Source organism: Streptomyces sp. 17_S59 (genome assembly GCF_056930295.1).
The window spans coordinates 5,482,161-5,506,548 of sequence record NZ_JBXOWD010000001.1; the positions used below are offsets into that span (position 1 = coordinate 5,482,161).

Consider the following 24,388-nt stretch of genomic DNA (forward strand, 5'->3'; position numbering starts at 1 on the left):
ACAGGACCGGGTGCCGCCGTCGCGGGTAAGGTCAGCCCCTGTGAGTGGACGAACAACAGCGCTGACACCGCCGGCGGACGCCGGGCCACCGGTTCGGCACCCCGATGCCCCCGCGCCCGGGGAGACCATCGGGTCGCACTACGAGTACTGCTTCGGCTGCGGCGGGGGTGTGGCCCACGGGCTGCACCTGGAGACGCGGGCCGGCGAGGGTGTGAACGTCACCGCCGAGTTCACGGTCAGGGAGGCCCATCAGGGCGCCCCGGGCCTTGCGCACGGCGGTGTGCTGGCCACGGCCCTGGACGAGACGCTCGGGTCGCTGGGCTGGATGCTGCGGGTGATCGCGGTGACCGGCCGGCTGGAGACGGACTTCGTGCGTCCGGTCCCGGTGGGCACGGTGCTGCACCTGGCCGCCGAGGCCGTCGCGGTGCACGGACGCAAGATCTACTGCACGGCCACGGGCCGCATCGGCGGCCCCGACGGGCCGGTCGCGGTGCACGCGGACGCGATGTTCGTCGAGGTCAAGATCGACCACTTCATCGAGAACGGCCGCAAGGAAGAGATCCAGGCGGTACTGGCCGACCCCGACCAGGTGAGGGTCGCGCGAGCATTCGAGGTGAACCCCTAGTGCGTCAGCCCGTCGATGTCCTCATCCGCCGTGTGGACCCCGAAGTGCCGGTCCCGGCCTACGGCCACCCCGGCGACGCCGGGTGCGACCTGGTCACCACCGAGGCCGCCGAGCTGGCGCCCGGTGAGCGGATGGTGCTGCCCACCGGCATCTCGATCGCGCTGCCCGACGGGTACGCCGCGTTCGTCCACCCCCGGTCGGGCCTCGCGGCCCGGTGCGGGGTCTCCATGGTGAATGCCCCGGGCACCATCGATGCCGGGTACCGTGGAGAGATCAAGGTGATTGTGGTCAATCTGGACCCGCGCGAGAGCGTCCGGTTCGAGCGGTTCGACCGCATCGCCCAACTGGTTGTCCAGCAAGTCGAGAAGGTCCGCTTCCACGAGGTGGCGGAGCTTCCCGGCTCGGCGCGGGCCGAAGGGGGCTTCGGGTCCACCGGTGGCCACGCTGCCGTGGGGAATGAATTCGCTTCGGTCGTAGCCGACCGGGAAGGACAGTGACGTGTTCGGTCGTCGCCGCAAGCGCAGCGAGGACGTTGTCGATCAGGCCGATCGCCTCGACGACGTGACCTCCGAGGAGTTGGCCGGGGATTCCCCGGCCGAAGGGGCCAGCGCGGCCGAGAGCCGGATCCGGCTGGAGCCCGAGCCGCGCCCCGACGGGCCGTGGGACGTCTCCGAGGTCAGGGACGCCACCGAGGGCCGGGTGGACCTGGGCGGCCTGTTCGTGCCCGGCGTCGAGGGCATGGAACTGCGCGTCGAGGTCGCCGGGGACGCGATCGTCGCCGCGACGGTGGTGCTGCGCGACAGCGCCGTCCAGCTCCAGGCGTTCGCCGCCCCCAAGCGCGAGGGCATCTGGGGCGAGGTCCGCGAGGAGATCGCGTCCGGCATCACCCAGCAGGGCGGTGTCGTCGACGAGGTCGAGGGCCCGCTGGGCTGGGAGCTGCGGGCCCAGGTGCCCGTGGCGCTGCCGGACGGCACCCAGGGCGTGCAGCTGGTCCGCTTCGTCGGCTGTGACGGGCCGCGCTGGTTCCTGCGCGGTGTGATCTCCGGCCAGGGCGCGGTGCAGCCGCAGACCGCCGGGCTGCTGGAGCAGATCTTCCGGGACACCGTCGTGGTGCGGGGCGCGGCCCCGATGGCGCCGCGCGACCCGATCGTCCTGAAGCTGCCCGACGACGCCCAGATGGTGGCCGAGGGGCTCCAGCAGCAGGAGCCGGGCTCCCGCTTCGCGGGCGGTGTGGACCGCCTGGAGCGCGGCCCCGAGATCTCCGAGGTGCGCTGATCAGACCTCCGGCCGGACCTCTGGCCGGACCCCCGGTCAAGGCCGCCGAGCGGCCGGAATAGGCCGTTTCACTGGGCCGGAACCCGTATTGCGGGTTCCGGCCCAGTGGCGTTTTCGCAGGTCCGGGACGTCTGCGTATGAATTCCGTCAAGGGCGCGCTAATGGCCGTAAGGGAGGCGTCAACGCGAGCCGTACCCGTCGGTAACGGATGTTTCCTCTAGGGGTCCATTCATCCGCACCTCTCTAGGAGCACACGATGGCCGACGTGGCCTTCGTCGTCACCACGATCGCGGTCTTCGCGTTGGTGGCTCTCGTCACCAAGGGGGTGACCAAGCTGTGACCGCCGAGAACATCGTCGGCCTGGTCGTGGCCGTCGCCCTGCTGGGCTACCTGATCCTCGCCCTCGTTTTCCCGGAGAGGTTCTGAGCACTGTTATGAGCCCCGTTCTCTCCGGAATTCTTCAGCTCACCGCGCTCATAGCGGCGCTGGCCCTGGTCTACGTCCCGCTCGGCGACTACATGGCCCGGGTGTACGGCTCCGAGAAGCACCTGCGCACCGAGAAGGTGATCTACCGCCTGGTCGGTGCGGACCCGAATGCCGAAATGCGCTGGCCCGCCTATCTGCGCGGCGTCCTCGCCTTCTCCGCGGTCAGCGTCCTCTTCCTCTACCTGCTCCAGCGGATCCAGGGCTCGCTGCCCAAGTCGCTGTCGCTGGGCTTCTCCTCGATCAGCCCGGACCAGGCGTTCAACACCGCCGCCTCGTTCGTCGCCAACACCAACTGGCAGTCGTACTCCGGCGAGCAGGCCATGGGCCACGCCGTGCAGACGCTCGGCCTGGCGGTGCAGAACTTCGTCTCCGCCGCGGTCGGCATGGCCGTCGCCGTCGCCCTCGTCCGGGGCTTCGCCCGCTCCCGCACCGGCGAGCTGGGCAACTTCTGGACCGACCTGGTGCGCGGCACGGTCCGCATCCTGATCCCGCTCTCGGTGGTCGGCGCGCTGATCCTCGTCGCGTGCGGCGCCATCCAGAACTTCTCCGGCATCCACGACATCGGCCAGCTCGCGGGCGGCACCCAGCAGGTCAACGGCGGCGCCGTGGCCTCGCAGGAGGTCATCAAGGAACTCGGCACCAACGGCGGCGGCTACTTCAACGCCAACTCCGCCCACCCGTTCGAGAACCCCAACGCCTTCACCAACCTCTTCGAGATCTTCCTGATCCTCGTCATCCCGTTCGCGCTCACCCGCACGTTCGGCAGGCTGGTCGGCAACGTCAAGCAGGGCTACGCGATCCTCGCCGCCATGGGCGTCATCTGGCTGGGCTTCACGGCCCTGATGATGTGGACCGAGTACGCCCACCACGGTGCCGCGCTCCAGGCGGCCGGCGGTGCGATGGAGGGCAAGGAGCAGCGCTTCGGCGTCGGCGCCTCCGCGATCTTCGCGACCTCGACCACGCTCACCTCCACCGGTGCGGTGGACGGCTTCCACTCCTCCTTCACCGGAATGGGCGGCGGCATCGCGCTGCTGAGCATGATGCTCGGCGAGATCGCCCCCGGCGGTGTCGGCTCCGGCCTCTACGGCATGCTCGTCATGGCGGTCATCGCGGTCTTCATCGCGGGCCTGATGGTCGGCCGCACGCCCGAGTACCTCGGCAAGAAGATCGGCACCCGCGAGATCAAGCTCGCCGCGTGCTACATCCTCATCACCCCGACCCTGGTGCTCGGCTTCACCGCCGTCTCCATGGTGATGGCGACGCCGCCGAACTCGATCCTCAACACGGCCGCCAACTCGGTGCACGACAGCGCCGCCCACGGCTTCTCCGAGGTCCTCTACGCCTTCACCTCCGGCGCCAACAACAACGGCTCCGCCTTCGGCGGCCTGAACGCCAACACGCAGTGGTACAACACCACGATCGGCCTCGCCATGCTGCTCGGCCGCTTCCTGCCGATGGTCTTCGTCCTGGCGCTGGCCGGCTCGCTCGCCGAGCAGAAGCCCGTCCCGGAGACCGCGGGCACCCTGCGCACCGAGAAGCCGCTCTTCGCCGGCCTGCTCGTGGGCGCGATCGTCATCATCACCGGCTTGACCTACTTCCCGGCCCTGGCCCTTGGCCCGATGGCGGAGGGACTCTCATGAGCACGACCACACCTGTCCGTACCGCCTCCGAGGACCCCGAGGACCAGCATCCGCACGGTCACCAGGAGTCCGGCCGCGTCTCCGGCGGTCTCTTCGACCCCGCCCAGCTGATCAAGTCGCTGCCGGACGCGTTCCGGAAGCTCGACCCCCGGGTGATGGTCAAGTCCCCGGTCATGTTCGTGGTCGAGGTCGGCTCGGTGATGACCACCGGGCTGGCGCTCAAGCACCCGGGCGACTGGTTCGGCTGGGCGATCACGGTGTGGCTCTGGCTGACCGTGATCTTCGCCAACCTGGCCGAGGCCGTCGCCGAGGGCCGCGGCAAGGCGCAGGCCGACACCCTGCGCAAGGCCAAGACCGACACCGTCGCCCGCAGACTGACCGGCGACGGCTCCGAGGAGTCGGTGCCCGGCACCGAGCTGCGCGTGGGCGACCTCGTCGTCTGCGAGGCCGGCGACGTCATCCCGGGCGACGGCGACGTCGTCGAGGGCGTGGCCTCCGTCGACGAGTCGGCCATCACGGGCGAGTCGGCCCCGGTCATCCGCGAGTCCGGCGGCGACCGCTCGGCCGTCACCGGCGGCACCAAGGTCCTCTCCGACCGCATCGTCATCAAGATCACGACGAAGCCCGGCGAGACCTTCATCGACCGGATGATCAACCTGGTCGAGGGTGCGGCCCGGCAGAAGACGCCGAACGAGATCGCCCTCAACATCCTGCTGGCCTCGCTCACTATCGTCTTCCTGCTGGCCGTCGTCAGCCTCCAGCCCTTCGCGATCTTCGCGGGCGCCGAGCAGACGATGATCGTGCTGGCCGCCCTGCTGGTCTGCCTCATCCCGACCACCATCGGCGCGCTGCTCTCCGCGATCGGCATCGCGGGCATGGACCGGCTCGTCCAGCGCAATGTGCTGGCGATGTCCGGGCGCGCGGTGGAAGCGGCGGGCGACGTCTCCACGCTGCTGCTCGACAAGACCGGCACCATCACCTACGGCAACCGCCAGGCTGCCGAGTTCGTGCCCGTCAAGGGCACCATGGCCGCCGAGGTGGCCGACGCCGCCCAGCTGTCCTCGCTGTCCGACGAGACGCCCGAGGGCCGCTCGATCGTCGTCCTCGCCAAGGAGAAGTACGGCCTGCGCGAGCGCCACGAGGGCGAGCTCGTCGGCGCCGAGTGGATCCCGTTCACCGCCCAGACCCGTATGTCGGGCGTCGACGTCGACGGCCGCAAGGTCCGCAAGGGCGCGACCGGTTCGGTCGTCGCCTGGGTCGAGGAGCGCGGCGGCAGCGTCGCCGAGGACGCCACGAAGCTCACCGACGCGATATCCCAGGCAGGTGGCACGCCGCTGCTGGTGGCCGCGGAGGACGAGAAGGGCGCCCGCGTCCTCGGTGTCATCCACCTCAAGGACGTCGTCAAGGAGGGCATGCGGGAGCGCTTCGACGAGCTGCGTGCCATGGGCATCAAGACCGTCATGATCACGGGTGACAACCCGCTGACGGCGAAGGCCATCGCGGAGGAGGCGGGTGTCGACGACTTCCTCGCCGAGGCCACTCCCGAGGACAAGATGGCGCTCATCAAGCGCGAGCAGGCCGGCGGCAAGCTCGTCGCGATGACGGGCGACGGCACCAACGACGCCCCGGCGCTGGCCCAGGCGGACGTGGGCGTGGCCATGAACACCGGCACCTCGGCCGCCAAGGAGGCCGGGAACATGGTGGACCTGGACTCCAACCCCACCAAGCTCATCGAGATCGTCGAGATCGGCAAGCAGCTGCTCATCACCCGCGGCGCGCTCACCACCTTCTCGATCGCCAACGACGTCGCCAAGTACTTCGCGATCATCCCCGCGATGTTCGCGGTGGCCTACCCCGGCCTGGACAAGCTCAACATCATGGGCCTGTACTCGCCGCAGTCCGCGATCCTGTCGGCCGTCATCTTCAACGCGCTGATCATCGTGGCCCTGGTGCCGCTCGCCCTCAAGGGCGTGCGCTACCGGCCGATGAGCGCGGACGCCATGCTCCGGCGCAACCTCTTGATCTACGGACTGGGCGGCCTGATCTCCCCGTTCATCGGCATCAAGATCATCGACCTTCTCATCTCCCTCATCCCTGGCATCGGGTGACGTCATGAACAACTCCGTAAGCAGCACGGCCCGCCTGGTGGGTGCAGGGCTCCGCGCCCTGCTCGTCCTCACGCTGGTCTGCGGGGTGATCTACCCGCTGGTCGTCACCGGCATCGCGCAGGCGGTCCTCAACGACAAGGCCAACGGCTCCGAGGTGAAGGTCGACGGCAAGTCGGTCGGCTCCGAACTGCTGGGCCAGAGCTACAACCTCGAGGACCAGAAGGACAAGGACGGCAACCCGCTGCCGGACCCGAAGTTCTTCCAGCCGCGCCCCTCGGCGGCCGGCGCCAACACCGAGAACACCCAGTACAAGCTCCTGGTGTCCGGCGCCTCCAACCTGGCCGCCGACAGCAAGGTCCTGCTGACCTCGGTCGAGCAGCGCCGCCAGGACGTCGCCGACTTCAACGGCGTGTCGCCGTCCTCGGTGCCGGTGGACGCCCTGACGGCCTCCGGGTCCGGCGTCGACCCGCACATCTCGCCGGACTACGCCCGCCTCCAGGCGAAGCGCGTCGCGAAGGCCAACCACCTTCCCGAGGACAAGGTCGAGAAGCTGGTCGAGGACCACGTGGACGGCCGTCTCCTCGGCTTCATGGGCGAGGAGCGCGTGAACGTGCTCAAGCTCAACGTGGCACTGAAGGAGCTGGCGGCCAAGGGCTGACGCCGACCGCCGCCGGCCCACCGAAGCGCTGCGGGGCCCTGACCGGGTCCCCGCAGCGCTTTTCCGCGCACTGTGCCGTCGGCGTATTCACGCGACGTACGGGCCCGGGCAGGGCACTCTGGGTGCGTGGTCTCCTTGCCTCAGCAGCCTCAAGTCGCCGCGCCCGCACCTCATATGGTCGTATGCGGCGACGACGGCCTCGTCCACCGGCTCGCCGCCGAGCTGTCCGGCGTCTACGGCGAGCGGGTCACCCTCGTGCTGCCGCCCGCGCGCGCCGACCGCCGCCGCCCCCCGGACATGGCGGGCCGGGCCGCCGCGCTGTTCGGCCGGATGACGGGCGCGGTGGGGCGCTCGGCCGACCGGAACGGCGCCCCCGCCGAGACCGTCCGCGTGGTGGAGGCGGTCGAGCCGGACGACGAGGCGCTGGCCGAGGCCGGGATCGAGCGGGCCACCGCACTGGCGCTCGTCTACGACGACGACGGCACCAACATCCACGCGGCCCTGCGGGCGCGCCGCATCAACCCCCGGCTGCGGCTGGTGATCCGCCTCTACAACCGCAGGCTCGGCCAGCACCTGGAGCAACTCCTCGACCAGGCCGCCCCGGTGGGCGCCGCCGACGCGAGCACCACCGTCCTGTCGGACGCCGACACCGCGGCCCCGGCGCTGGTCGCCGCGGCCGTCACCGGCACCAGCAAGGCGATCGACGTGGGCGGCCTGCTCCTGCGCGCCGCCGAACGGCCCGCACCGGGCCCGGACGGCGACGTGCCGCCGGGCACCCGCACCCTCGCGCTCCTGTCGTCCGACGGCGACGGGCCCGTGCTGCTGCCCGACGAGGCGGAGGCGGCACGGGCGGGCACGCGGGGCCGCATCGTGCTGGAGTCGGTCCGGTACGCCGGGCCCCCGCCCCTGCCCGCCTCCCGCCTGGCGGCCGCCCGCAGCATCCCGCTGGGGTCGTTCTTCTCCCGGCGGCTGCGCTGGGCGCTGGTGGGCCTGACCGCGGCCGTGTTCGGACTGGCGGTGGCGTCGTGGCTGGTGACGGGCGACGACCCGGTCCACGCGGCGTACCTGTCGCTACTGGACCTGTTCGCCATCGACGACCCGGCGATCGGCCAGCCGCTGGGACGGCAGATACTCCAGCTGCTCTCCGGCCTGCTGGGCCTGTTGCTGCTGCCGCTGCTGGTGGCGGCGGCGCTGGAGGGCCTCGGCACGTTCCGCTCCGCCTCGACGCTCAGGCGGCCGCCGCGCGGCATGTCCGGTCATGTGGTGCTGCTGGGCCTCGGCAAGATCGGGGCGCGCGTGCTCGCGCGGCTGCGCGAGCTGAACATTCCCGTGGTGTGCGTGGAGCGCGACCCCCAGGCCCGGGGCGTCGCCCTGGCCCGCTCGCTGCGCGTCCCTACGGTCGTCGGCGACGTGACGGAGGAGGGCGTGCTGGAGGCGGCCAGGATCGCCGACAGCCAGACCCTGCTGGCGCTCACCAGCAGCGACACCACGAACCTGGAGGCGGCCCTGTACGCACGGGCGGTCAAGCCGGCCGTCCGTGTGGTCATGCGGCTGTACGACGACCGGTTCGCGGGCGCGGTGTATCGCACCCTGCGCGACTCCCACCCCCAGGCGCTGACCCGCAGCCGGAGCGTCTCCTCGCTGGTCGCCCCGGCCTTCGCGGGCGCCATGATGGGCCGTCAGATCCTGGGCGCCGTGCCGGTCGAGCGCAAGGTGCTGCTCATCGCCGCGCTGGAGGCGGACGGCCACACGGCCCTGGAGGGCCGCACGGTGGCGGAGTCGTTCCGGCCGGGCGCGTGGCGGGTGCTGGCGCTGGAGCCCGGGCCGGGCGCGGGGCTGCTGTGGGACCCCCACCCCGGGCACCTGCTCGGCCCCGGCGTCCGCGTGGTGGTGGCGGCCACCCGGCAGGGCCTCGCCGACCTGCTGGCCCGGCGCGCGGTGCCGCACCCGGACATGCGGTGAGCGGGCCCGGCCGTTCAACCCGCCCAGTGGCGCGCGCCGTTCGCCGGGCCGGGGGAGCGCGTCACCACACGTCCCCCGGCCGCCAGTCGCAGATCAGCTCCCCCTCCGGCACCAGCCGCGCCCCCACCGGCAGGACGAACACCGAGTCGTCGTCCTCCGGCGTGCGCACGATGCCCGAGGGGGCGAGGACCGACGTCGTGCCCCGCCACCGCTGCCAGCCCCGCCCGGTGTACAGCGGCACCGCCCCGTCCGAGGCGGACAGCGCGCCCAGATGGCAGCGGCTGCCGCGCAGGACCCGTTCCAGGGCGGCCATGACGGCCGAGCCGTACCCCTGGCGGCGGTGGTCCGCCCGTACGGCCACTCCCTCCACGTAGCCGGTGCGCAGCGAGCGCCCGCCGTGCAGCAGGCGGCGCTGCACCAGGGCTCCGTGGGCCACGGGCTTGCCGCGGCGGAAGGCCGTGGCGTGCATGCCGCCCACGGTGTGGTCCCAGTCGTCGTCCGTGAAGTCGCCCTCGAAGGCCTCGTCCAGGAGGTCGCGGAGCGCGGTCAGTCCGGCGGGGGTCAGCTCGGAGGTGTGGACCGTCCGTATGTGCGGCATGTCCCCATCCTCACAGAATCGCGAGGTCATCCGGGGTGTTACGGGCGACGGGCGTCAGGACTGCGTCAATACCTGAGGTCTGACCGCTCACCGCCCGATTTGTCCAAAACCTTGGCCGTAAGGTCGGCCCTACGCGGCAGTGCGCAATCTCAGGACGGAGAACCGGCCCGACACGCCGCCGCACAGCATGAAAGACAATGGGGCCATGGGACGCGGCAACCTTCGGATCTATCTCGGCGCGGCACCGGGCGTCGGCAAGACCTATGCGATGCTCTCCGAGGCGCATCGCCGCATGGAGCGCGGCACCGACGTCGTCGTGGGGTTCGTCGAGCACCACAACCGGCCCCGCACCGAAGTCATGCTGCACGGTCTCGAGGAAATGCCCCGCCGGGAACTGACCTACCGCGGTTCCGTCTTCACCGAGATGGACGTGGACGCGCTCATCGCCCGCCGGCCGCGCGTGGCCCTCGTGGACGAGCTGGCCCACACCAACGTCCCCGGCTCCCGCAACACCAAGCGCTGGCAGGACGTCGAGGAACTGCTCCAGGCCGGCATCGACGTCGTCTCGACCGTCAACATCCAGCACCTCGAGTCACTCGGCGACGTCGTCGAGTCGATCACCGGCGTCCGGCAGCGCGAGACCGTGCCCGACGAGGTCGTCCGCCGGGCCGACCAGATAGAGCTGGTCGACATGTCGCCGCAGGCCCTGCGCCGCCGCATGGCGCACGGCAACATCTACAAGCCCGACAAGGTCGACGCCGCCCTCTCCAACTACTTCCGCCCCGGCAACCTCACCGCCCTGCGCGAGCTGGCCCTGCTGTGGACCGCCGACCGCGTCGACGAGTACCTGCGCCAGTACCGCACCGAGCACGACGTCTCGACCATCTGGCACGCGCGCGAGCGCATCGTCGTCGGCCTCACCGGCGGCCCCGAGGGCCGTACCCTCATCCGCCGCGCCGCCCGGATGGCCGCCAAGGGCTCGGGCAGCGAGATCCTCGCCGTGTACATCGCCCGCAGCGACGGGCTGACCTCGGCCTCCCCGAAGGAGCTGGCGGTCCAGCGCACCCTGGTCGAGGACCTGGGCGGCACCTTCCACCACGTCATAGGGGACGACGTGCCGGCGTCCCTGCTGGAGTTCGCGCGCGGCGTCAACGCCACCCAGATCGTGCTGGGCTCCAGCCGCCGCAAGACCTGGCAGTACATCTTCGGCCCCGGCGTCGGGGCCACCGTGGCCCGGGACTCCGGGCCCGACCTCGACGTGCACATCGTCACCCACGAGGAGGTAGCCAAGGGCCGCGGGCTGCCGGTGGCGCGCGGCGCCCGGCTGGGCCGGGGGCGGCTCGTGGCCGGCTGGCTGGTCGGCGTGGCCGGCGCCGCCCTGCTCTGCCTGCTGCTGACGACCGTCGTGCCGGAGGTGGGCCTCGCCAACGACATGCTGCTGTTCCTGTGCCTCACGGTCGGCGCGGCACTGCTCGGCGGCGTGTTCCCGGCCCTGGCGTCGGCGGCTGTCGGCTCGCTCCTGCTCAACTACTACTTCGTGGAGCCGGTCCACGAGTGGACCATCACGGACCCGAAGAACATCGTCGCCATCGTGATCTTCGTGTTCGTCGCGGTCGCCGTCGCCTCCGTGGTCGACCTGGCCGCCCGCCGCACCCACCAGGCGGCCAGGCTCCGCGCCGAGTCGGAGATCCTCTCCTTCCTCGCGGGCAGCGTCCTGCGCGGTGACAACAGTCTGGAGACGCTGCTGGAGCGGGTCCGGGAGACCTTCGCGATGGACTCCGTGGCCCTGCTGGAGCGTGCCAGCGAGGTCGACCCGTGGACCTGCGCGAGCAGCGTCGTCACCAACTCCGGCAAGCCCCTGCTGCGCCCCGAGGACGCCGACGTCGACATGCCCGTCGGCGACAACATGGCGCTCGCGCTGGCCGGCCGGGTGCTGCCCGCCGAGGACCGGCGCGTGCTGGCCGCCTTCGCCGCGCAGGCCGCGGTCGTCCTGGACCGGCAGCGCCTCGTCGGCGAGGCCGAGCGGGCCAGGGAGCTGGACGAGGGCAACCGCATCCGCACCGCCCTGCTCGCCGCCGTCAGCCACGACCTGCGCACCCCGCTCGCCGGCATCAAGGCGGCCGTGACCTCCCTGCGCTCCGACGACGTGGCCTGGTCGGAGGAGGACGAGGCCGAGCTGCTGGCCGGCATCGAGGAGGGCGCCGACCGGCTCGACCACCTCGTGGGCAACCTGCTCGACATGTCCCGGCTGCAGACCGGCACCGTCACCCCGCTGATCAGGGAGATCGACCTGGACGAGGTCGTCCCGATGGCCCTGGTGGGGGTCCCCGAGGGCAGCGTCAGCCTGGACATCCCCGAGACGCTGCCCATGGTCGCCGTCGACCCCGGCCTGCTGGAGCGCAGCGTCGCGAACATCGTCGAGAACGCGGTCAAGTACAGCCCCGGCGACCAGCGCGTGCTCGTCTCCGCCAGTGCCCTCGGCGACCGCGTCGAGCTGCGCGTCGCGGACCGCGGGCCCGGCGTCCCCGACAGCGCCAAGGCCCGGATCTTCGAGCCCTTCCAGCGCTACGGGGACGCGCCGCGCGGCGCCGGGGTCGGCCTCGGCCTCGCGGTCGCCCGGGGCTTCGCCGAGGCCATGGGCGGCACGCTGACCGCCGAGGACACCCCGGGCGGCGGCATGACCATGGTGCTCACCCTGCGGGCCGCCGCGGGCCGCCCGCCCGTACGACCGGACCTCCCGGCGCAGGTCACGACGTGACACCGGCCCCCGCCGCCCCCGCCGCACAGAACGAATCGGATCAGGACCCCGGGCCCCGTCGCAGGGCCCGGACGAACAGCAGAGGTGGTTCAGCATGAACCGGGTGCTCGTGGTGGATGACGAGCCGCAGATCGTCCGCGCGCTCGTGATCAACCTCAAGGCGCGGAAGTACGAGGTCGATGCCGCGCCCGACGGCGCCACCGCACTCCAGCTCGCCGCCGCGCGCCATCCCGACGTGGTCATCCTGGACCTGGGCCTGCCGGACATGGACGGCGTCGAGGTCATCAAGGGCCTGCGCGGCTGGACCCGGGTGCCGATCCTGGTCCTCTCGGCCCGGCAGACCTCCGACGAGAAGGTCGAGGCGCTCGACGCGGGCGCCGACGACTACGTGACCAAGCCGTTCGGCATGGACGAGCTGCTCGCCCGGCTCCGGGCCGCCGTGCGCCGCGCGGAGCCGACCGGGCCCTCGGCCGCGGGCGACGACGCGATCGTCGAGACGGAGGCGTTCACGGTCGACCTCGCGGCGAAGAAGGTCAACCGGGGCGGCAAGGACGTACGCCTCACGCCGACGGAATGGCACCTGCTGGAGGTGCTGGTCCGCAATACGGGGCGTCTCGTGAGCCAGAAGCAGCTCCTCCAGGAGGTCTGGGGCCCGTCGTACGGGACGGAGACGAACTACCTGCGGGTGTACATGGCCCAGCTGCGGCGGAAGCTGGAGCAGGACCCCTCGCACCCCAAGCACTTCATCACGGAGCCGGGGATGGGTTACCGGTTCGAGGCGTGACCGGCGGGCTGCCGGGCCCGGCCCCGGGGCTTGGCTCCGGGGCCCGTCGGGGCTGATCCGGCGGTAACCGGGCCCCGGTACGCTGGGTGCATGAGTGCCGTACCCCGTTCCGAGAAGCCGACCGGCCGTTTCCGCCGGATGCTCGACCGGCTCTCCTCCTCCCAGGAGGAGCTGCACCACGCCGAGCTCCAGCAGGACACGGAGGCCGTGGGCTGCACGCGGATCTGCGACTGCGACGACCGTCAGATCGTCCAGGTCACCGGTACGCTGCGGACCGTGACGCTGCGGCCGCGGGCCGGGGTGCCCGCGCTGGAGGCCGAGCTGTTCGACGGCTCGGGGGCGCTCGACGTCGTCTGGCTGGGGCGCCGCTCCATCGCCGGCATCGAACCCGGCCGTAAGCTGATCGCCTCCGGCCGGATCTCCATGAGCCGCGGCCGGCGAGTGCTGTTCAACCCCCGATACGAACTCCGACCGCTCGGACAGGAGTAGCCGTTGTCGTCCTACGACAAGCCGACGGATCCAGCGACGACACAGGGCGCGGATTCGCGCGCGGCCACCGAGGCCGCCCTGTTCGAGGCCTTCGGCGGTGTGCGGGGCATGGTGGAGACCACCGTGCCCGGCCTGGTCTTCGTCGCCATCTACACCGTCAAGCGGGACATCCACTTCGCGGCGATCGCCGCGCTGGGCCTGTCCCTCGTGCTCGGCGTCGCCCGGCTGGTGCGCAAGGACACCGTCAAGCACGCCTTCAGCGGTGTTTTCGGGGTGGCCTTCGGCGCCGTCTTCGCGATGATGTCCGGCGACGCCAAGAACTTCTACCTGCCGGGCATGCTCTACACGCTCGGGCTCGCCGTGGCGTACATCGTCTCCTCGATCGCCGGCTACCCGCTGCTGGGCCTGATCCTCGGCCCGGTCTTCAAGGAGAACCTCTCCTGGCGGACGCGCAACCCCGGCCGCAAGGTCGCCTACACCAAGGCCAGCTGGGCCTGGGGCCTGATCCTGCTGGCCAAGTCGGCCGTCCTCTTCCCCCTCTACTGGTGGGGGGACGCCACGCAGCTGGGCTGGGTCAAGGTGGCGCTCGGCATTCCGCCGATGCTGCTGTCGGTCTATCTGACCTGGATCTTCCTGGCCAAGGCGCCGCCGCCGATCGACGTGTTCGCCGAGATGGAGGCGGCCGAGGCCGCCGAGCGCGAGGCGAAGGCCACGGCGGAGACCTGATCCGTTCAAAGAAGCGTTCACGCAAGAGTGAAGGGCCCCGGGAAGGAATCCCGGGGCCCTTCACTCATACGCGCGAACCCGGCCGCCCGCTCAGCCAGTCGCCGAGCAGCCAGTCGCTCAGTCGGCCGTCTCCTCGCGGCGCACCGACAGCAGGTCCTCCAGCTGCTCCTCGCGGGCCGGGGCGGCCACGAACAGCAGCTCGTCACCGGCCTCCAGGGCGTCCTCCCGGTTCGGGGTGAGGACGCGGTTGCCGCGGATGATGGTGACCAGCGAGGTGTCCTCGGGCCAGTCCACGTCCCCGACCCGGGTGCCGGCCAGGGCGGACTCCGGCGGGAGGGTCAGTTCCACGAGGTTGGCGTCGCCCTGGCTGAAGCGCAGCAGGCGCACCAGGTCGCCGACGCTCACGGCCTCCTCGACCAGCGCCGACATCAGGCGCGGCGTGGAGACGGCCACGTCGACGCCCCAGGACTCGTTGAACAGCCACTCGTTCTTGGGGTTGTTCACCCGGGCCACGACCCGGGGCACTCCGTACTCGGTCTTGGCGAGCAGCGAGACGACGAGGTTGACCTTGTCGTCACCGGTCGCCGCGATCACCACGTTGCAGCGCTGCAGCGCGGCCTCGTCGAGCGAGGTGATCTCACAGGCGTCGGCCAGCAGCCACTCGGCAAGCGGCACCCGCTCCACGGAGATGGCGGACGGGGCCTTGTCGATGAGCAGGACCTCGTGCCCGTTCTCGAGCAGCTCGCCCGCGATGGAACGGCCGACGGCCCCGGCACCAGCAATAGCGACCCTCATCAGTGCGCCTCCTCAGGGCCGGACGCAAACGCCGCCTCGACCTTCTCGACCTCGTCGGTGCGCATCATCACGTGCACCAGATCGCCCTCCTGCAACACCGTGGAGGACGTCGGCAGGATCGCCTCGCCCAGCCGGGTGAGGAACGCCACCCGCACGCCCGTCTCCTCCTGGAGAACGCTCACCTTGTGGCCGACCCAGGCCTCGGCGATGGGCACCTCGGCGAGCTGGACGCCGCCGCTGGGGTCGCGCCACAGCGGCTCGGCGCCCGACGGCAGCAGCCGCCGCAGCATCTGGTCCGCGGTCCACCGGACGGTGGCCACGGTGGGGATGCCGAGGCGCTGGTAGACCTCGGCGCGGCGGGGGTCGTAGATGCGGGCCGCCACGTTCTGGACGCCGAACATCTCGCGGGCCACCCGGGCCGCGATGATGTTGGAGTTGTCGCCGCTGCTCACCGCGGCGAAGGCGCCCGCCTCCTCGATGCCCGCCTCGCGCAGGGTGTCCTGGTCGAAGCCGACGCCGGTCACCCGGCGGCCGTTGAAACCGGAGCCCAGGCGCCGGAAGGCGGTCGGGTCCTGGTCGACCACGGCGACCGTGTGGCCTTGCTGCTCCAGGGTCTGTGCGAGGGCCGAGCCCACTCGCCCGCACCCCATGATCACGATGTGCACGACGCTTACCCCATGCTCCGGACTACCGCGCTGACCTGCACAAACACCCTGCTCACATCTTCCTTTTCGAAAATCGCGGCCCCACGGGGTGCTCGCCCCGCGGGTACGGCGCGACCCGCCCACGCAAGCCGGGCCGGCCCCGTCCGCGTGCCGCGCTTGGAACCACCGTAGCCGCATCCCCTCACCGACCGGGCCCCCGGACCGCCCGACCGGGGTTGGGGGGTGCCAGATGCTTGAATGCCGCGATGACGGCATCCTCCGGGCTCTCCGCCGAGAGCACCCCCGCCCTCCGTGTCCTCCATGTCTTCCGCGGCCCCGGTGGCCGGGGCGGCAATCCGCTCGGCGTCGTCCCGGACGGCGCCGCCTGCCCGGGCGAGGAGGCGCGCCGGGCGCTCGCCGCGCGGCTCGGCTTCAGCGAGACGGTCTTCGTCGACGACGCCGAACGCGGAGTCGTCGACATCCACACGCCCAGCGTCCGGCTCGGCTTCGCCGGGCACCCGCTGGTGGGCGTGGCCTGGCTGCTCGGCCCCCGTGTGACCGTGCTGCGGCCGCCCGCCGGCGAGGTGCCCGTGCGCCACGAGGAGGGCGTCACCTGGATCCGCGGCCGCGCCGAGTGGGCCGCCGGGCGCCGCACCGAGCGGTTCGGCTCCGTCGCCGAGGTCGAGGCGCTGCCCGCCCCGCCCGCGGGGGAGGGCTGGCTCTACGCCTGGGCCTGGCAGGACGAGCGGGCGGGCATCGTCCGGGCCCGCGGCTTCCCGCGGCGCGGCGACGGCATCGCGGAGGACGAGGCGACCGGCGCCGCGGCCCTGGTGCTCACGCGCGAGCTGGGCCGCCCGCTCGACATCCGGCAGGGGACGGGCTCGCGGATCCTCACCCGGCCGTGCGCCGACGGATCGATCGAACTGGGCGGCACGGTCGCAGCCGATCAGCCGGTGGACGAGCCGGTGGGCTGACCGGCAAGAAGACAGGCGAACGGGCCGTCACAAAGGCTTGCCCCGCAGGGGAATTACGGCTGAATTCCTCCTTGCCTCCAGTCGCCGTCGTGCGCGGTACCGGCCCTATGCGCAAGTCTGTTCGGTGTTCGTGACGAAGATCGGACAGACAGTCATGTGCGTGGTTAGGATGATCTGAGTATTCCGCTTCTGGACGGGACGTCAGGACGCCGACCTGTCCCTCCGCACTGCATGCCCGTTCGCCCAAGAGGAATTGATGTCACATCACATATCGGAGGCGGTGATCTGGTGCCTGGCCATAGCGCTGACCGTCGTCGCGGTCCTGCTGGCGCGCCAGCGGACGATCGCCAACGGGGTGCGCAGGCGCGTCGCCCAGCTGGAGGACAGCCTCCGGGCGCGTGACGAGGAAGTGGCCCATCTCGTAGGGGTCCGGCTGCCCGCCGTGGCGGACGCCGTCGGCCAGGAGACGCCGGTGCCCGGACCGCTCGACGAGCGGCTGACCGGCACCGCCTTCGCCCACCACCTCCGCTCCGTGACGGAAATCTTCACCCAGGCCGTCGCCCAGGCCGCGGAGAAGGCGCAGACCCGCGCCGACCAGTCGGCCAAGGCCGCGCTCAAGGCGTCCATGCGCGCCCTCCAGGGCCTCGCGCACGAGCAGCAACTGGCCATCTCCGACATGCAGGACCGGCACGACAACCCCGATGTGCTCCGCGACCTGCTGGAGATCGACCACGCCAACTCCCAGTTCGGCCGCCGCGCCCAGGCCATCGCCGTGCTCTGCGGCTCCTGGCCCGGCCGGCAGCGCGTCTCCTCGCCGCTCACCGACGTGGTGCGCGGGGCCACCTCCCGCATCCGCGACTACCGCCGCGTCCGCGTGCACGGCGGCCCGGCCGGCCTGGCCGTCGTCAGCCGCGCCGTGGAACCGGTGGTGCTGGCCGTCGCCGAGCTGCTCGACAACGCCGCCCGGCACTCCCAGCCCAACACCACCGTCGAGGTCAGCCTCCAGCCCGTGCACAACGGCGCCTGCGTCGTCATCGACGACGCGGGCGTGGGCATGGACGGCAAGGAGATCCAGCAGGCCGTCGCGATGCTGTCCGGCGTACGGCCCGTGGACGTCTCCCGCCTCGGCGACCCCCCGCAGTTCGGCTTCCCCGTCATCGGCGTGCTCGCCGCGCGCTACGGGTTCAGCGTCTCCGTCGACACCCGCTCGCCCTACGGCGGCGTACGGGCCGTCCTGTTCCTCCCCAGCGCACTGCTGACGCAGCTCGATATCGACGGCCCGAGCACCACGCCGCTGGGCGCCCGGCACGGGCGCGGCGCCCACGCCGCGGGCGGCGGCGTCCGCGCGGGCCGCGCGCACGCCCGCCCGGAGCGGACGCACCCCGCCGAGGAGCAGGCCCCGCCCGCCCCGCCGGCCGGAGGAACCGTTCCGCCGCAGTCGCCTCAGCCTCAGCCTCCGCCTCCGCCCCCGCCACCCGTCACGGGGACCACCGTCGGCGGCCTGCCCAAGCGCCGCCGCCGGCAGGCCGGCACCGGCCCGCACGCCAGGCCCGCCGCCCCGCCGCCCGCCGAGACCCCCGGCGAGCGCACCGCCGAGGAGACCGCCCGGCGCATGGGCGCGTTCGCGCGCGGCACCCGGTCCGGCCGGACCGGCAACCACTACCTCCCGAACCTCCCCGGCCCCGCAGAACCCGGCCCCGCCCCCGCAGAAGACGAAGGGAACCCCCACGCGTGAACGACCACATGAACAAAGAGCTGGGCTGGATGCTCGACGAGGTCGTGAAGATGCCGGAGGCCCGGCACGCGATCCTGCTCTCCGCCGACGGCATGCTCCGCGGCCACTCCCAGGGCATCGACCGCGACGAGGCCGAGCGCCAGGCCGCCGCCCTCTCCGGCCTCCAGTCCATCAGCCGCTCCACGGCCGAGTTCTGCACCCACCCCCAGCACCACGAGAGCCCCTGGCGGCAGACGCTCGTGGAGTTCGCCCACGGCTACGTCTTCCTCATCGCCGCCGGACCCGGCGCCTACCTCGCCGTCTCCGCAGGCGAGAACGTCGACATGGAAGCCGTCACCTACCGCATGCAGAAGACGGTCGACCGGCTCGGCAAGGAGCTGATCAGCCCGCCCCGGCAGGCCGGCTGGCAGGGCCCGGCGTGACCCCGCCGGCGTCACGACGCGACAAAGGGCTGGTCCGTCCGTACGTCGTCACCGAAGGCCGCTCCCACCCGACGCGCAACACCTTCGACCTGGTCACCCTGGTCATGGCGCACGGCGACCGGCCCCTCGGCGGACTCAGCCCCGAGAAGCAGGCGCTCATGGAACTCTGCCTCGGCGGCGCCCTGTCCGTCGCCGAGATCGCCGGCCATCTGATGCTGCCCGTCAGCGTGACCAAGGTGCTGCTCGGCGATCTCGTGGACAGCGGCCACCTCTCCACCCGGGCCCCCATCCCCTCGGCAGAGCTGCCCGAGGCCCAGATCCTCCAGGAGGTGCTCGATGGACTCCGCGCTCGCCTCTGACGGAGCCGTCTACCTGCCGCAAACCGTGCGGACCGCCGCCAAGATCCTCGTCGTGGGGCACTTCGCGGTCGGCAAGACCACCTTCGTCGGCTCGCTGTCGGAGATCCGTCCGCTGCGCACCGAGGAGACCATGACGCAGGCCGGGGCGCTCGTCGACGACCTGGCCGGCATCGACGGCAAGACCACCACGACCGTCGCCATGGACTTCGGCCGGCTCACCCTCAGCGACAGCCTTGTCCTCTATCTCTTCGGCGCCCCCGGCCAGCAGCGCTTCACCCGGCTCTGGCAGGACATGACCCAGGGCGCGCTCGGCGCGCTGGTCCTCGCCGACACCCGGCGCCTGGAGCAGTCCTTCGAGGTGATGGGCCTGCTGGAGGAGCACGGACTGCCCTACGCGGTCGCCGTCAACCACTTCGACGGCGCCCCCGTGCACCCCGAGGAGGAGATCCGCGAAGCCCTCGACCTGCTCCCCGAGACCCCGCTGATCACCTGTGACGCCCGCGACCGGATCTCCTCCACCCGCGCCCTGATCACCCTCGTGGAATACCTCCGGACCCGCCCCGCCCAGGAGTACGCGTGACCCACCGCCCCGACGCCGGCCCCCCGCCGCCACCGGGCTGCCCCGCGCACCAGGGGCCCGTCACCCCCCTCTACGGCCCCGACTTCGCCGCCGACCCGCAGGCCGTCTACCACCGGCTGCGCCGGTACGGGCCCGCCGCGCCCGTGGAGCTGTCGCCCCGGGTGCGGGCCACCCTCGTCACCGACTACCGGGCCGCGCTCGAAGTGCTGCGCAGCCCGGACCGGTTCGCCAAGGACGCCCGCCGCTGGCGGGCCCTGGCCGAGGGCCGGGTCGAGCCGGACAACCCCGTCGTGCCGATGATGGCCTACCGGCCCAACTGCCTGTTCTCCGACGGCGACGACCACCACCGCTACCGCCAGGCTGTCGACGACAGCCTCGCCCGCATCGACCCCAACGCCCTGCGCGGCTACGTCGAGCGCAGCGCCGACAGCCTCATCGACCGGTTCACCGCGCTCGGCGAGGCCGACCTGCTCGGCTCGTACGCCAAGATGCTGCCGCTGCTGGTCTTCCAGCAGCTCTTCGGCTGCCCGCCCGAGCTGGGCGACCGCCTGGTCCAGGGCTTCTCCGGCATCTTCGACGGCGTCGACGCGGAGCGGGCCAACGCGCTGATCACCAGCTGCCTGGCGGAACTCATCGCCCTCAAGCGCGAGCAGCCCGGCGCCGACATGACCTCCTGGCTGATGGCCCATCCGGTGCAGCTCACCGACGAGGAGATGCTCCATCAGCTCGTCGTCCTCATCGGCGCCGGCACCGAGCCCCAGCAGAACCTCATCGCCAACGCGCTGCGGCTGCTGCTCTCGGACGACCGCTTCGCCGGCGACCTGGCCGGCGGCAGCATGCCCGTCGACGACGCCCTGGACGAGGTCCTCTGGCTCGACCCGCCGATGGCCAACTACGCCGTCCACTACCCCACGGACGACACCGACCTCGGCGGGGTGCCGCTGCGCGCGGGCGAGCCCGTCGTCGTCAGCTTCGCCGCCGCCAACACCGACCCCACCCTCCGCTCCGACCGCCGCACCGGCAACCGCGCCCACCTCGCCTGGAGCGCGGGCCCGCACCACTGCCCGGCCAAGGACCCGGCCCGGCTCATCGCCTCCACCGCCGTGGAGAAGCTCCTCGACCGGCTCCCCGACCTGGAACTGGCCGTGCCCGCCGACCGGCTCGTCTGGCGCCCCGGCCCCTTCCACCGTGCGCTCACCGCGCTCCCCGTGCGCTTCCCGCCCGTACCCGTGCCCGTACCGGCGCCCCGGCCCGTACACCCCGGCACCCCGCAGCAGCAGAGTGCGGACCACCACCGTCCCGGCCTCGCCCCTACCCCTGGAGACAGCCGATGGAACGCCAGTCCTGCCCCGTCACCATCGACCCCACCGGCCGCGACATCCTCGCCGAGGCCGCCCGCATCCGCGCCCACGGGCCGGCGGTCCCCGTGGAACTCCCTGGTGGCGTGGTGGCATGGTCGGTGACCAGCCAGTCGCTCCTCAGGCGGCTGCTCACCGACCCCCGCGTCTCCAAGGACCCGCGCCGGCACTGGCCCGCGTGGATCAACGGCGAGATCTCGCAGGAGTGGCCGCTGTACACCTGGGTCGCGGTGACCAACATGTTCACCGCCTACGGCAGCGACCACAAGCGGCTGCGCACCCTCGTGGCCAAGGCCTTCACCGCCCGCCGCACCGCCGCCCTGCGCCCCCGCATCGAGAAGATGGCGGCGGATCTTCTCGACGGCCTCGCCGCCGTCCCCGCGGGTGAGGTCGTCGACCTGCGCGAGGAGTACGCCTACCCCATCCCGATCCAGGTGATCTGCGAGCTGTTCGGCGTGGACGACGAGACCACGCGCGAGGGCCTGCGCCGCTGCGTCGACTCGATCTTCCACACCTCCGCCGACCCGGAGGAGGTAACCACCAACTACGCCGAGCTCTACCGGATCCTCGGCGCGATCGTCGCCGACAAGCGCGAGACGCCCGGCGACGACATGACCAGCGTCCTGATCTCCGCCCGTGACGAGGAGGACCAGCTCACCGAGCAGGAACTCACCGACACCCTGCTGCTCATGATCGGCGCGGGCCACGAGACCACCGTCAACCTCCTCGACAACGCCATCCACGCCCTCCTCACCCACCCCGAGCAGCTCGCCCTCGTCCGCGACGGCAAGGCCGGCTGGAACGATGTGATCGAGGAGACACTGCGCGCCCAGGCGCCCGTCGCCAACCTCCCGCTGCGCTACGCCGTCGAGGACATCGAGCTGGACGGGGGAGTGGTGCTGCGCACGGGCGACGCGATCCTCGCCTCGTACGCCGCGGCCGGCCACGACCCCGAGCTGTACGGGGACGACGGCGCCCGATTCGATGTGACTCGTGCCACCAAGGAACACCTCTCCTTCGGGCACGGCGTCCACTTCTGCCTGGGCGCCCCGCTCGCCCGGCTGGAGGCCTCGATCGCCCTGCCCGCGCTCTTCGAACGGTTCCCCGGCATGACCCTGGCCGTGGCCCCTGACGAGCTGGAACAGGTGGATTCCTTCATCTCCAACGGCCACCGCTCGCTGCCCGTCCGGCTGCGCCCCTGAGCCCGGCCATACGCCCACCCGGCACCCGCCGGAGCCGATCAGGGGGCTTCTTAACGAGCCCTTAACGCATCCGGGCTCCCGCGGGTAGCCGGTTGGGCGACGTTCACGCGAAACGCTTACGATCCTCTGCGTGTCCAAACTGACCGACCTGCCGAAACGGATCCTCATCGGCCGGGCGCTGCGCAGCGACAAGCTGGGAGAGACCCTTCTCTCCAAGCGCATTGCGCTCCCCGTCTTCGCCTCCGACCCCCTCTCTTCCGTGGCGTACGCGCCGGGCGAGGTGCTGCTCGTCCTGTCCGTGGCAGGAGCGTCGGCCTACCACTACAGCCCCTGGATCACCTTCGCCATCGTCGCCCTGATGGTGACGGTCGTCGCCTCCTACCGGCAGACCGTCCACGCCTACCCGGGCGGCGGCGGCGCGTACGAGGTGGCCACCAAGAACCTGGGCCGGAAGGCCGGGCTCTCCGTGGCGAGCGCGCTGCTCGTCGACTACGTCCTCACGGTCGCGGTGTCCGTGGCCTCGGGCGTGGAGAACCTCGGCTCCGCCTGGCCCTTCGCCGTCCAGCACAAGGTGCTCTGCGCACTGGTGATCATCGCCCTGCTGATGGTCATGAACCTGCGCGGCGTCAAGGAGTCCGGCACCCTCTTCGCCATCCCGACCTACGCCTTCGTCGGAGGCGTGATCCTGATGGTTCTCTGGGGCGGATTCCGCGGCCTGGTGATGGGCGACACCATGCGCGCCCCCACCGCCGACTACACGATCCACGCCGAGAACGCCGGCCTGGCGGGCTTCGCGCTCGTCTTCCTGCTGCTGCGCGCCTTCTCCTCCGGCTGCGCCGCGCTGACCGGTGTCGAGGCGATCAGCAACGGCGTGCCCGCCTTCCGCAAGCCGAAGTCGAAGAACGCCGCCGCCACCCTGTCCCTGATGGGCGTCCTGGCGATCGTCATGTTCGTCGGCATCATGGCGCTCGCCATGACCACCAAGGTCAAGATGGCCGAGAACCCGGCCACCGACCTGCTGATCAACGGCAGCCCGGCGGGCGCCGACTACAACCAGAACCCCGTCATAGCCCAGGTCGCGGAGGCCGTCTTCGGCAACGGCTCGGTCGCCTTCGTCTTCCTCGCCGCCGCCACGGCCATGGTGCTCTTCCTCGCCGCGAACACCGCCTACAACGGCTTCCCGGTGCTCGGCTCGATCCTCGCCCAGGACCGCTACCTGCCGCGACAGCTGCACACCCGCGGCGACCGCCTCGCGTTCTCCAACGGCATCGTGCTGCTCGCCCTGCTCGCGGGCGCGCTCGTGTACGCCTTCGGGTCCGACTCCACCAAGCTGATCCAGCTGTACATCGTGGGCGTCTTTGTGTCGTTCACCTTCAGCCAGGGCGGCATGGTCAAGCACTGGAACCGCCACCTGGCCGGCGAGACCGACCCCGCGGCCCGGCGCCGCATGCACCGCGCGCGGGCGATCAACGCCTTCGGCATGATCTTCTCCGCCCTCGTCCTCGTCGTCGTCCTGCTGACGAAGTTCACGCACGGCGCGTACGTCGCGGTGATCGGCATGGTCGGCTGGTACGCGATCATGACCGCCATCCGGCGCCACTACGACCGGGTCGCCGAGGAGATCGCAGCCGAGGAGGACGGCGGCGACGACATGGTGCTCCCCTCCCGCGTGCACTCCATCGTCCTCGTCTCGAAGATCCACAAGCCCACGCTGCGCGCCGTCTCGTACGCCAAGCTGATGCGGTCCTCCGGCACGCTGGAGGCCGTGAGCGTCAACGTCGACGCGACCGAGACCAAGGCGCTCAAGGAGGAGTGGGAGCGGCGCGGCATCGACATCCCCCTGAAGGTCCTGGACTCGCCGTACCGCGAGATAACCCGGCCCGTCATCGAGTACGTCAAGGGCCTGCGCAAGGAGAGCCCGCGCGACGCGGTCAGCGTCTACATCCCCGAGTACGTGGTCGGCCACTGGTACGAGCACCTGCTGCACAACCAGAGCGCGCTGCGCCTGAAGGGCCGCCTGCTGTTCACGCCGGGCGTGATGGTGACCTCGGTGCCCTGGCAGCTGGACTCCTCGGAGGCCGCGAAGCGACGCGCCCGCAAGCGGGCGGAGTGGAACGCGCCGGGTTCGGTGCGGCGGGGCCCGGTGACGCAGCCGAAGAAGGAAAAGAAGGAAAAGGCGACGACAAAGAAGTGACACGGGCGCCAAGGCG

General features: G+C 71.7%; 23 protein-coding genes. 20 read left to right on the forward strand and 3 right to left on the reverse strand.

From position 1 onward, the window contains the following. Nucleotides 1–40 precede the first annotated feature (40 nt). The 8 genes from AC1Z4A_RS24990 (at nt 41) to AC1Z4A_RS25025 (ending at nt 8,754) form a co-directional block, all read left to right on the forward strand. Nucleotides 41–625: a PaaI family thioesterase gene (locus tag AC1Z4A_RS24990; protein WP_483682101.1), complete on the forward strand. Its 585-nt coding sequence runs from the start codon at nt 41–43 to the stop codon at nt 623–625. Beyond that, nucleotides 625–1,122: a dUTP diphosphatase gene (gene dut / locus AC1Z4A_RS24995; RefSeq protein ID WP_483682102.1), complete on the forward strand. Its 498-nt coding sequence runs from the start codon at nt 625–627 to the stop codon at nt 1,120–1,122. The genes AC1Z4A_RS24990 and dut overlap by 1 nt, the downstream gene beginning before the upstream one ends. Before the next feature lie 79 nt (nt 1,123–1,201). Beyond that, nucleotides 1,202–1,900, forward strand: coding sequence for a DUF3710 domain-containing protein (locus tag AC1Z4A_RS25000; RefSeq protein WP_483683716.1), 699 nt, complete (start codon nt 1,202–1,204; stop codon nt 1,898–1,900). Between the two features lie 336 nt (nt 1,901–2,236). Then, complete coding sequence (gene kdpF / locus AC1Z4A_RS25005) at nt 2,237–2,326, forward strand: K(+)-transporting ATPase subunit F (RefSeq protein ID WP_043188605.1); 90 nt, start codon at nt 2,237–2,239, stop codon at nt 2,324–2,326. 8 nt (nt 2,327–2,334) lie between these two features. After that, nucleotides 2,335–4,026: a potassium-transporting ATPase subunit KdpA gene (kdpA, locus tag AC1Z4A_RS25010; protein ID WP_483682103.1), complete on the forward strand. Its 1,692-nt coding sequence runs from the start codon at nt 2,335–2,337 to the stop codon at nt 4,024–4,026. After that, nucleotides 4,023–6,134, forward strand: coding sequence for a potassium-transporting ATPase subunit KdpB (gene kdpB, locus AC1Z4A_RS25015; RefSeq protein WP_483682104.1), 2,112 nt, complete (start codon nt 4,023–4,025; stop codon nt 6,132–6,134). The genes kdpA and kdpB overlap by 4 nt, the downstream gene beginning before the upstream one ends. Nucleotides 6,135–6,138: 4 nt before the next feature. Beyond that, nucleotides 6,139–6,792, forward strand: a complete 654-nt coding sequence (kdpC, locus tag AC1Z4A_RS25020) for a potassium-transporting ATPase subunit KdpC (protein ID WP_483682105.1) — start codon at nt 6,139–6,141, stop codon at nt 6,790–6,792. A 174-nt stretch (nt 6,793–6,966) separates the two neighbouring features. Continuing rightward, on the forward strand, nt 6,967–8,754 hold the full coding sequence (locus AC1Z4A_RS25025; protein WP_483683717.1) for an NAD-binding protein: 1,788 nt from the start codon (nt 6,967–6,969) through the stop codon (nt 8,752–8,754). A 61-nt stretch (nt 8,755–8,815) separates the two neighbouring features. On the opposite strand, the gene AC1Z4A_RS25030 is transcribed toward AC1Z4A_RS25025, so the two are convergent. Next, complete coding sequence (locus AC1Z4A_RS25030; RefSeq protein WP_483682106.1) at nt 8,816–9,382, reverse strand: GNAT family N-acetyltransferase; 567 nt, start codon at nt 9,380–9,382, stop codon at nt 8,816–8,818. A gap of 175 nt (nt 9,383–9,557) precedes the next feature. Here AC1Z4A_RS25030 and AC1Z4A_RS25035 point away from each other — a divergent pair, with 175 nt between their 5' ends. From AC1Z4A_RS25035 to AC1Z4A_RS25050, 4 genes are all read left to right on the forward strand, one after another. After that, a complete protein-coding gene (locus tag AC1Z4A_RS25035) occupies nt 9,558–12,110 on the forward strand; it encodes a DUF4118 domain-containing protein (RefSeq protein WP_483682107.1) in 2,553 nt (850 codons plus the stop codon). Between the two features lie 94 nt (nt 12,111–12,204). After that, nucleotides 12,205–12,894, forward strand: coding sequence for a response regulator (locus AC1Z4A_RS25040; RefSeq protein WP_483682108.1), 690 nt, complete (start codon nt 12,205–12,207; stop codon nt 12,892–12,894). Between the two features lie 90 nt (nt 12,895–12,984). After that, nucleotides 12,985–13,383, forward strand: coding sequence for an OB-fold nucleic acid binding domain-containing protein (locus AC1Z4A_RS25045; protein WP_483682109.1), 399 nt, complete (start codon nt 12,985–12,987; stop codon nt 13,381–13,383). Nucleotides 13,384–13,386: 3 nt separating this feature from the next. Further along, nucleotides 13,387–14,109 carry a DUF3159 domain-containing protein gene (locus tag AC1Z4A_RS25050; protein ID WP_483682110.1) on the forward strand — a complete coding sequence of 241 codons (723 nt, stop codon included), beginning with the start codon at nt 13,387–13,389 and terminating at the stop codon, nt 14,107–14,109. A gap of 117 nt (nt 14,110–14,226) precedes the next feature. Here AC1Z4A_RS25050 and AC1Z4A_RS25055 read toward each other — a convergent pair whose 3' ends face one another. Then, complete coding sequence (locus tag AC1Z4A_RS25055; RefSeq protein WP_483682111.1) at nt 14,227–14,904, reverse strand: potassium channel family protein; 678 nt, start codon at nt 14,902–14,904, stop codon at nt 14,227–14,229. Continuing rightward, nucleotides 14,904–15,569, reverse strand: coding sequence for a potassium channel family protein (locus AC1Z4A_RS25060; RefSeq protein WP_483682112.1), 666 nt, complete (start codon nt 15,567–15,569; stop codon nt 14,904–14,906). The genes AC1Z4A_RS25055 and AC1Z4A_RS25060 overlap by 1 nt, the downstream gene beginning before the upstream one ends. A gap of 245 nt (nt 15,570–15,814) precedes the next feature. Between AC1Z4A_RS25060 and AC1Z4A_RS25065 the strand changes: the two genes are divergently transcribed. The 8 genes from AC1Z4A_RS25065 (at nt 15,815) to AC1Z4A_RS25100 (ending at nt 24,372) form a co-directional block, all read left to right on the forward strand. Next, complete coding sequence (locus AC1Z4A_RS25065) at nt 15,815–16,522, forward strand: PhzF family phenazine biosynthesis protein (RefSeq protein WP_483682113.1); 708 nt, start codon at nt 15,815–15,817, stop codon at nt 16,520–16,522. A 256-nt stretch (nt 16,523–16,778) separates the two neighbouring features. Continuing rightward, nucleotides 16,779–18,257 carry an ATP-binding protein gene (locus AC1Z4A_RS25070; RefSeq protein ID WP_483682114.1) on the forward strand — a complete coding sequence of 493 codons (1,479 nt, stop codon included), beginning with the start codon at nt 16,779–16,781 and terminating at the stop codon, nt 18,255–18,257. A gap of 8 nt (nt 18,258–18,265) precedes the next feature. Continuing rightward, a complete protein-coding gene (locus AC1Z4A_RS25075; RefSeq protein ID WP_483683718.1) occupies nt 18,266–18,679 on the forward strand; it encodes a roadblock/LC7 domain-containing protein in 414 nt (137 codons plus the stop codon). Continuing rightward, nucleotides 18,676–19,038: a DUF742 domain-containing protein gene (locus tag AC1Z4A_RS25080; protein ID WP_483682115.1), complete on the forward strand. Its 363-nt coding sequence runs from the start codon at nt 18,676–18,678 to the stop codon at nt 19,036–19,038. The genes AC1Z4A_RS25075 and AC1Z4A_RS25080 overlap by 4 nt, the downstream gene beginning before the upstream one ends. Then, complete coding sequence (locus AC1Z4A_RS25085; protein WP_483682116.1) at nt 19,016–19,618, forward strand: GTP-binding protein; 603 nt, start codon at nt 19,016–19,018, stop codon at nt 19,616–19,618. The genes AC1Z4A_RS25080 and AC1Z4A_RS25085 overlap by 23 nt, the downstream gene beginning before the upstream one ends. Further along, complete coding sequence (locus AC1Z4A_RS25090; protein ID WP_483682117.1) at nt 19,615–21,081, forward strand: cytochrome P450; 1,467 nt, start codon at nt 19,615–19,617, stop codon at nt 21,079–21,081. The genes AC1Z4A_RS25085 and AC1Z4A_RS25090 overlap by 4 nt, the downstream gene beginning before the upstream one ends. Beyond that, complete coding sequence (locus tag AC1Z4A_RS25095) at nt 21,063–22,178, forward strand: cytochrome P450 family protein (protein WP_483683719.1); 1,116 nt, start codon at nt 21,063–21,065, stop codon at nt 22,176–22,178. The genes AC1Z4A_RS25090 and AC1Z4A_RS25095 overlap by 19 nt, the downstream gene beginning before the upstream one ends. 130 nt (nt 22,179–22,308) lie before the next feature. Then, entirely contained in the window at nt 22,309–24,372 is a 2,064-nt protein-coding gene (locus AC1Z4A_RS25100; RefSeq protein ID WP_483682118.1) for an APC family permease, read from the forward strand. Nucleotides 24,373–24,388: the final 16 nt, after the last annotated feature.